5 protein-coding genes, 1 other RNA gene and 2 pseudogenes are annotated in these 8,700 nt (G+C 56.6%); 3 read left to right on the top strand and 5 right to left on the bottom strand.

Features of this window, described 5'->3' with window-relative positions; genetic code table 11:
* Nucleotides 1–153: RNase P RNA component class A (gene rnpB, locus AC2VLR_RS00555), an RNA gene on the bottom strand; the annotation flags it as partial.
* Nucleotides 154–289: 136 nt separating this feature from the next.
* Here rnpB and AC2VLR_RS00550 point away from each other — a divergent pair.
* A complete protein-coding gene (locus AC2VLR_RS00550; protein WP_215843042.1) occupies nt 290–556 on the top strand; it encodes a hypothetical protein in 267 nt (88 codons plus the stop codon).
* On the opposite strand, the gene AC2VLR_RS00545 is transcribed toward AC2VLR_RS00550, so the two are convergent.
* The 3 genes from AC2VLR_RS00545 to AC2VLR_RS00535 are packed head-to-tail and all read right to left on the bottom strand — an operon-like array spanning nt 528 to nt 4,229.
* Nucleotides 528–1,868, bottom strand: a complete 1,341-nt coding sequence (locus AC2VLR_RS00545; RefSeq protein ID WP_486880383.1) for a tRNA nucleotidyltransferase/poly(A) polymerase family protein — start codon at nt 1,866–1,868, stop codon at nt 528–530. The genes AC2VLR_RS00550 and AC2VLR_RS00545 overlap by 29 nt on opposite strands.
* A 5-nt stretch (nt 1,869–1,873) precedes the next feature.
* Entirely contained in the window at nt 1,874–3,607 is a 1,734-nt protein-coding gene (locus AC2VLR_RS00540; protein ID WP_486880382.1) for an AMP-dependent synthetase/ligase, read from the bottom strand.
* Nucleotide 3,608: 1 nt separating this feature from the next.
* The gene (locus AC2VLR_RS00535) at nt 3,609–4,229 is read right to left on the bottom strand and encodes a glutathione S-transferase N-terminal domain-containing protein (RefSeq protein WP_486880381.1); all 621 of its coding nucleotides are present in this window, start codon (nt 4,227–4,229) and stop codon (nt 3,609–3,611) included.
* A gap of 305 nt (nt 4,230–4,534) precedes the next feature.
* Here AC2VLR_RS00535 and lpxC point away from each other — a divergent pair.
* A pseudogene (gene lpxC / locus AC2VLR_RS00530) lies at nt 4,535–5,448 on the top strand (UDP-3-O-acyl-N-acetylglucosamine deacetylase).
* A 179-nt stretch (nt 5,449–5,627) separates the two neighbouring features.
* On the opposite strand, the pseudogene AC2VLR_RS00525 reads toward lpxC, so the two are convergent.
* A pseudogene (locus AC2VLR_RS00525) lies at nt 5,628–5,903 on the bottom strand (DciA family protein); the annotation flags it as partial.
* Nucleotides 5,904–5,953: 50 nt separating this feature from the next.
* Here AC2VLR_RS00525 and secA point away from each other — a divergent pair.
* A complete protein-coding gene (gene secA, locus AC2VLR_RS00520) occupies nt 5,954–8,698 on the top strand; it encodes a preprotein translocase subunit SecA (protein WP_486880380.1) in 2,745 nt (914 codons plus the stop codon).
* Nucleotides 8,699–8,700: the final 2 nt, after the last annotated feature.

Here is an 8,700-nt window from a genome sequence, read left to right as displayed (position 1 = left end):
TTTTCACCCTTACCGGCGCTTGCGCGCTTGGCGGTATATTTTCTGTGGCACTTTCCGTAGGCTCACGCCCCCCGGCCGTTAACCGGCGCCTTGCCCTGTGGAGCCCGGACTTTCCTCTCCGGATCAATCCGCAGCGGTCGTCTGGCCCACTCCGAGGCGGATCATACGCGTTTTCAAGGCATCTGTCAGAAGAAAAAAAGACGCCATTCGCGGGCTATACTGTAGGAGTCAGAGCGGAGAAGTATTGGGCTTACTGGCAGCTGACGCCGTTTTTTGGAGGATAAAAACCATGATTAATGATAACTTTCTGGATGAAGCCCGCGAAGTCCCGTCCACCGCCCCCATGGAAAGGGTGGTGGCGTGGTCTGTTTTTCGCAGTCGGGCAGATGCCCGCAATCTACTGGATCATGTCCATCTGGCACCAGGGCAGGCATTGGTCGGTGGTCACGGTCAGGACAGTGTGGCCCCTTACTGGTGGGTAGGGGTGCAAGTACAGGATATGGGGCAATGGGGAAATACTACGGCAGTCAACAAGAAGGGGCGCCTGGGGGATTGAGTTCGGGAAAAAGGCCGCGCATGGCTTTGAGTAATGTGCGGCGATCGTGATGGTGTTCAAGGACCTGCTTCTGGTAGGCGCTGCGTAATATCTGGCCGAGCCTGGGTCCCGGAGCAACACCCAGAGCCACTAAGTCTTCACCACGCAGCAAGGCGTCGGGGAGGGTTTCCCAGAGTCCCAGTTGCTGCCATATCTCGCGGGTGCTGGCGATAGCCGGGACTTCCAGATGACCGGCTCCCCGGGCATCAGCCAGAGCCAGGTCGAGAAGGAGGCTGCGATCCGGCACCTGAAGAGCCAGGCGGGCATACGCCTTGCGACCGGCTTGGGCATGGAACAAGGCATGGGGAGCCCCATGCCAGCGCAGTAGCGGTATGATCTGTAACAGCAGATGCGCGCCAGGAAAGTAGCGGTTGAGAAAAAGTGTGGCGGGTGCCAGAACCTGTTCATGACCGATGGTTCGCCAGATCTGCCGGGGGTCCCGTCGGGTACAGTTCGCTTTGCCGAGATCGTGTAACATTGCCGCCAGCATCAGCACAAGGTCTCTGGCCGCTTGGTTCTGGCGCAGCTTGGCTGCCTCAGCCAGCACTTTACCGGTGTGTATCCAGACATCGCCTTCGGGATGGGCATCCGGGCGTTGGGGAATAGCCTGCACAGCGGCGAGGGCTGGAAAAGCCCGGATGCTGCCGGTTTGCGCCAGAGCGTCCCAGGCTCTGCGCAGATTGCGCCCGCGCAATAGCAGCGCCTCCCACTCCTTGCGCAGTCGTTCGGCCGGAAGCCCCGGCAACGCCATTGCCAGTTTTTGACAGATGCGGACGCTGGCGGCATCCAGATGAAAATCCAGTTGTCCGGCCAGGCGTGCAGCCCGGAAAGCTCTCAGGGGGTCCTCGGTGAAAGTGTCGGGGTTCACTACACGCAGGCGTTTTTCCTGAAGATCGCGAAGGCCGCCGACGGCATCCAGTACCTGTCCGGTTCGCCAGTCCCAGGCCAGGGCGTTGACTGTAAAGTCCCGCCGTCGGGCGGCAATGGACCAGGGGAGATGAGGATCGGGTATTTCCCCGCTTTGGGGCAGGGCAATTTCGGCACCGGCAACTACCCAGACGGCACAACGGGCGCCTACCCGATGCGCAGCAAAGGGTGCCAGACATGCTTCGAGACGATTTTCGCCCAATCCGTATACTTCTAGATCCCAGTCATGCACCGGCAAACCCAAGAGGCTGTCGCGAATCGCCCCACCCACCAGCAGGATTCTCGCTCCCGCTTGTTCCAGCGCGGCGAAAACCGGCACGAGTCCGGGCGGCAGCGGAATATCCATAGGCCTTAGTGCTTGCGCATCTCGGTCAATAACTCGGCGTAGCGTTCGGCAACCACCCGGCGTTTGATTTTCAGGGTGGGGGTGACCTCGCCGTGTGCTTCGCTCAGGGCTTCCGGCAACAGGGCAAAACGCCGCACCTGTTCATAGGAGGGCAAATCCTGCAAGGCAGCGGTAATGCTTTCCTGAATGGCTCTGCGGAGAATGCCGGCGTCCGGGTCTGTTCCGAAGCGGGACTGCACCTGTTCCGGGTTGGGAAAAATCAGGGCGCTCAAATAAGGCAGGCGATCCCCAAATACCACGGCCTGGCTGATCAGGGGCTGTGCCATCAAGCGCATCTCGATTTTTTGCGGAGGGATGTTTTCACCTGCCGAATTGACGATCAGATCTTTTTTGCGGTCACAGATGGTCAGGTATCCTGCTGCATCGAGGCTGCCCACATCGCCGGTATGTAGCCAGCCATCGACCAGGGTTTCCCGGGTGGCACTGTCATTATTCCAGTAGCCGGACATGATGGATGGTCCGCGCACCAGTATTTCTCCATCGTCGGCTATACGTCCCTGGAGATTGGGCAGGATGCGACCGACGGTTCCGGGGCGGATATGCTCCAGAGGATTGGCAGCGATGACCGGACTAGCCTCGGTCATGCCATAACCTTCGACAACGGGAAGCCCGATTTCCAGGAAGAACCGGGCAATATCGGCATCCAGCGGCGCCCCACCTGACACAAAAAAACGCAGACGACCCCCCAGTTTTTTGCGTAAGCCCGAGGCAAGCAAGTGGCGGGCGAGGCGGCGCTGCCACGACGCCGCAGGTTTGCTTCCAGTGCTGAGCCCGGCACCGCGTTGCATGAAGCGGCCGACAATACCCTTGCGCTCCTCAATACCGCGCCGCACGCGGCTGTAGAGCAACTGAAAAACCCGGGGGACGGCAATGACAATATCCGGGTGGGCGGCTTCCATATCCCGCAAAACCGTATCGGGGCGCTCGGCATAGGCGATTTCCAGGCCCAGCAGGTAGGCGCCAAAGTGCCCGGTTCCGCGCTCGAACACATGGGAGAGTGGCAGAATGGACAACAGCCGCTGCCCGCGCCGCAGGGGAACCAAAGGTAAGAATCCGGCAATATTGCTGAGAATGTTGCCATGACTGAGAATCACGCCCTTGGGCCAGCCGGTGGTCCCGGAGGTGTAGACAATGCTGGCTATCTGATCTCGGTGCAGCTCGGCAAGGCGCTCTGCCCGCTCTAGCTGCTGGGCGTGAGTGTTACTCTGTTCCAGTTGGCTCCAGTGCTTCAGTCCGGCCCCCTGCGCTGCAGTCGCGTCCCTGAGCAGGATGCGTTCCCGGGGAACCCCCCAGCCTTCCCCCTGCATTTTTTCCCACTCCTGTTTGCCCTCCAGCAACACCAACCCGGCGCCGCTGTCTCCCAGCACATAGTGAATCTCCCGGGGGCTGAAGCTGGGATAAAGCGGGACGGTGATGGCACCTATGCTGAGAATGGCAAAATCCATGATGGCCCAGTCCATGGAATTGGGCGCCATCAAAATGACTCTTTCCCCGCGCTTGACGCCAAGGCGTAGTAAACCTTCGGCGCGCGCCTGCACTTTGGCCTGGAACTGGGCGGCACTGACTTTCTGAAAACCCTGTTGTTGTCTTTCCAGGGCTATGCAACCCTGGGGATCCAGGCTGCAACGCGCAAACAAGCCTTCCGGCAGACTCTGCAGCCGACCAAGGTCCACCATCATCTCAGCGCATGGCCTTCTCGGCAGGGGTCAGGCTGCGTTTGAAGCTCTCCATCTGGAACAGGCGATCCATGTATTCCTGGGTAGCTTTGGCGGCTGCGGGCAGGCTGATATCCAACACTGGAAAGCGCCAGAGCAGGGGCGCGATAGCGCAGTCCAGAATGGACAGCTCATCACCAAAAAGAAAGCGTTGCTGGGTAAAAATCGCGCTGAGCCCGGCCATGGTGCTGCGAACCTGTTCCTTGGCGGCCTTGTTTTGTTCCGGGCTGAAGCCGGACTGAAACAGCGGAGCAAACCAGTCCTGGTCAAAGCGCAGCAGGCCCATACGTACTTTGGCCCGGGAAATGGGGTCAACGGGGATCAGGGGCGGGTGCGGAAAGCGTTCATCCAGGTATTCCATGATCAGCACGGATTCGTGAATGGCGAGATCCCGGTCGAGCAGGGTGGGAACTTGATTGTAAGCATTGAGTTCGGCCAGTTCTTCAGGCTTCTGGGCAAGATCGACTTCGATGGTCTGGTATTCCATCGCTTTTTCTTCCAGTACAAAACGCACACGATGCGCATACACACAATCTTCGCTGGAATATAAGGTCATCAGGGTTTTTTTACTGCTGGGCGTGGCCATAGGTGAACTTCCTTGATCGCAAAGTTAGGATATATTCATGGATGAAATCCCTGCGGGATTTCATCGAAGCCGTGATTATACATGACTGGCGCAATATTGGGGGTATTTCCCTGAAAGCGGGCATTTAAGAAAAAACTTATTTGTTAACAATTGTCAATACGTCTTGTCGAAGGCCGCGAGCCGCTGTAAACTGCCTGACCAGTCGGTAAGTTGTATAGAGACAACAAAATGTTGTAACCTAACCTACAGAACATAGCCACAGTACATTGGTAGAGCGGTCCTGAGGATCGCACAGGGATAATGTCATGATCCGTCAGCGCACACTTAAAAATATGATTTGGGGTACCGGAATCGGTCTGCACAGTGGCCGTAAGGTTTACCTGGGGCTGCGCCCTGCCCCGATCAACACCGGCATTGTGTTTCATCGCAGCGATATTGCTGGCGGTGCCTGGATCAAGGCTGATCCCTTGCATGTAGTGGATACCCGTCTTTCCACCAATATCGGGGATGGAGAAATTCGTGTAGGGACTATTGAACATCTGATGTCTGCTCTAGCGGGTCTGGGGATTGATAATGCCTACATTGATCTGGACGGCCCGGAAGTCCCGATCATGGACGGCAGCGCGGCGCCTTTTGTGTTTTTGATCCAGTGCGCCGGTATTGAAGAACAGAATGCGCCCAAGCGTTTTATTCGTATTACCCAGCCGCTGCTGGCCGAAGATGGTGATCGTTGGGTGCGTCTGGAGCCATTTGATGGATTCAAGGTCAGTTTCACCATAGATTTTGACCACCCTGTGGTAAAAAACGGGGGCCAGGATGTGACCGTGGATTTTTCACGGACGTCTTACTTGAAAGAAGTGGCGCGTGCCCGGACTTTTGGGTTCATGCGGGAAGTGGAAACTCTCCGGAAAATGGGCCTGGCTCTGGGCGGTAACCTGGATAATGCGATTGTCGTGGATGATTACCGCATTCTCAATGAAGAAGGTCTGCGCTATACCAATGAGTTCGTTCGCCACAAGGTGCTCGATTCCATCGGTGATTTGTACCTTCTCGGGCATCCTCTGGTCGGGCATTTTTCCGGACACAAGGCGGGCCATGCTCTGAATAACAGTCTGTTACGCGCCCTGCTCAAGCGCCAGGACGCCTGGGAGTTTGTCGATTATTCTGAAGCTTCGGCACCTTTTCCTTCGCCGAAACCCTGGTATCTTCCCCCGCCTGAGCTTGTTCCAGAGTCGCCGCCAGACGCAGCATGGCGGCAGTAATGTCCGGCGCCATGGCTTTTCCGCTTTCGCGGAGTATGGGCGCGGCTTGTGTCGCGTATCGGTGTGTTTTCTTTGGTGTCGGCACTTGCGCGGGTAGTTGCGCTTGCCAGGGTCTGACGCTGGATTGAATCTGTTGTACCGGGGTGTCGGGAAAGGCCTTGTTCCAGCTTTTGATCAATTTTTTTTCATGGCGGCGTAACCAGGTGTGCCAAACCGGGCTCTGGCAAAGTACCTGCAGCGTGTTATTTGACCAGCCAGCCAGCCAGGTGCAATCCTGGGCTTCCAGTCCTAGCAAGGCATTCCAGGCAGCTTGACGTTCCCGCAGTATCTGGGCTTTTTGCAAAATAGTCCCGATATGGCCCGGCTGGCGACCGGCAAAGGGACGCTGTGCGCGCTGTCGTTTATCATTCATGGGCTTTCATGCTAACCTGCACAATATTTTTTACCTAGGTTTGTCTATTCATGTTTGGAACCATCATCCGTCATGTGGTTGGTAGTCGCAATGAGCGTCTGATCAAGAAAGCCCGCGCAGTAGTCGCCCGGATCAACGCACTGGAAGAACAATACCAGGCCATGGACGATGCCACTCTTGCGGCGCAGACGGCGGTTTTCAAGGAGCGCATTGCCCAGGGTGAGTCTCTGGATGCCATCCTTCCCGAGGCTTTTGCCGTAGTGCGCGAAGCAACCCGCCGGGTCATGGGCATGCGTCACTATGACGTGCAGCTGATTGGCGGATACATGCTGCACGAAGGCAAAATTGCCGAAATGCGCACGGGTGAAGGCAAAACTCTGGTTGCTACCCTGCCAGCGTACCTCAATGCCCTGCTCGGCAAGGGGGTGCATGTCATTACCGTCAATGATTATCTGGCCAGTCGTGATGCCCAATGGGTAGCGAAAATTCATAATTTTCTCGGTCTCAGCGTCGGTACCATCATTTCCGATCTGGCCACGGAAGATCGCCGTGCAGCCTATGCGGCAGACATTACCTACGGAACCAATAACGAATTCGGCTTCGATTATCTGCGCGATAACATGGCTTTTTCCCCCGCCGACCGGGTGCAGCGCGGCTTGCACTACGCCATTATTGACGAGGTGGACTCCATCCTCATCGATGAAGCCCGGACTCCACTGATTATCAGTGGTCCCACCGAAGAAAATACAGATTTGTATTTCCGTGTGGACAAGCTGGTGGGGGAATTTGTGGTTGACGAAGACTACACGGTGGACGAAAAAGCCAAGCAGGTCATGCTCACCGAAGAGGGTATCGAAAAAGCTGAGCGGCTGATGGCCGAGCATGGTCTGTTGACCGAGGACAATCTCTACGACCTGGCTAATGTCACCCTGGTCCATCATCTCAATCAGGCATTGCGGGCGCATGTCATCTATCACCGCGAAACCGACTACATTGTGCGCGATGGCGAAGTCTGCATTGTCGATGAATTCACCGGGCGCATGATGACCGGCCGGCGCTGGTCCGACGGGCTGCATCAGGCGGTGGAGGCCAAGGAGGGGGTTGAAGTCCAGAATGAAAATCAGACCCTGGCTTCCATTACCTTCCAGAACTACTTCCGGATGTATGAAAAACTGTCGGGAATGACCGGTACGGCGGACACCGAAGCCTTTGAGTTGAACCAGATTTACAATCTGGAAGTGGTGGTGATTCCGACCCATAAGCCGGTGCGGCGTCTGGATATGGCCGATCTCATCTATCGCACTGCCCAGGAAAAATGGACCGCCATTGTCGAGGATATTCGCGATTGCCATCAGCGCGGTCAACCGGTGCTGGTGGGTACCACGTCCATCGAGCACAACGAATTTTTATCCCATCTGCTCAAGCAGGGCAAAATTCCGCACGAAGTTCTGAATGCCAAGCAGCATCAACGCGAGGCGGAAATCATTGCCCAGGCAGGCACTCCCGGTGCAGTGACCATTGCCACCAATATGGCTGGTCGTGGAACCGATATTGTCCTGGGCGGTAATGTCGGTCATCAGGTGGATATGGTGCTGGCGAATCCGGATCTGGATGAAGACAGTAAAAGCGCGCGTGCCGAGGCCCTGAAAAATGGTTGGCAAGGCCTTCATGACCGGGCTATTGAGGCGGGTGGCCTGCATATTATCGGCACCGAAAGGCATGAATCCCGGCGCGTCGATAATCAGCTGCGCGGTCGTTCCGGCCGTCAGGGAGATCCGGGTACCACCCGTTTTTATCTCTGCCTGGAAGATCCCCTGATGCGGATTTTCGGCAGCGATCGCCTGGGTGGCTTGATGCAGAAACTGGGCATGAAAGAAGGCGAGGCCATCGAGCATCCCTGGGTGACTAAATCCATTGAAAACGCCCAACGCAAGGTGGAAAGCCGCAACTTCGACATTCGTAAACAGTTGCTGGAATATGATGACGTCGCGAATGAGCAGCGCAAAATCATCTACCAGCAACGCAATGCCTTTATGGATTCGGATGATGTCAGTGCAGAAATCCAGATGCTGCGGGAAGACGTGCTGGACGCCGTGCTGGCAGACTACACTCCCGCTGGAGTCATGGAAGAAGAATGGGATGTGCCGGGCCTGGAGTCTGCCCTGCAGCGGGTGTTCGGGCTGGAGGCAACGGTTGCGCAATGGCTGGAAGCCGACAAACGGTTGAATTATGAAGGCCTGCGCACCCGAATCATGGCGATGGTTCAGGCGACTTACGCTGAAAAAGAGACCTTGATGGGCAGCGAAATGGCCCGTCATTTTGAAAAGTCCATCATGTTGCAGGTGCTGGACAGCCAGTGGAAGGATCATCTGGCGAGTATGGACCATCTGCGCGAAGGTATTCATTTGCGGGGCTATGCCCAGAAAAACCCCAAGCAGGAGTATAAAAAAGAGTCTCTGGCCATGTTCAACAGCATGCTGGCGCGGATGCGCGAGGAGGTCATCAGCACCTTGTCGCGTCTGCATGTCAGCCCCGCCGCCGAGACCATGGATTGGGACACCCTGGCCCGTGCTGCGGCACCTCAGCATCTGCAGTTTTCCCATCCGGATTTTGCGGCGGAAACGGCTGCGGATAATATCGGTTTGTCCATGGTTGCCGGAACGGTTCTGGGGGAAAGCATGGCCGAAGCCACCGGTCAGTCGCCTCTGCAGGTGGATGATAAAATTGGCAGAAATCAGCCCTGCCCCTGTGGTTCAGGGAAAAAATACAAGCATTGTCACGGACGTTTGCAATAAGG

The sequence above is a fragment of the Acidithiobacillus sp. TH-A117 genome (assembly GCF_057473465.1).
This window is presented reverse-complemented; position numbering and strand designations above follow the sequence as displayed.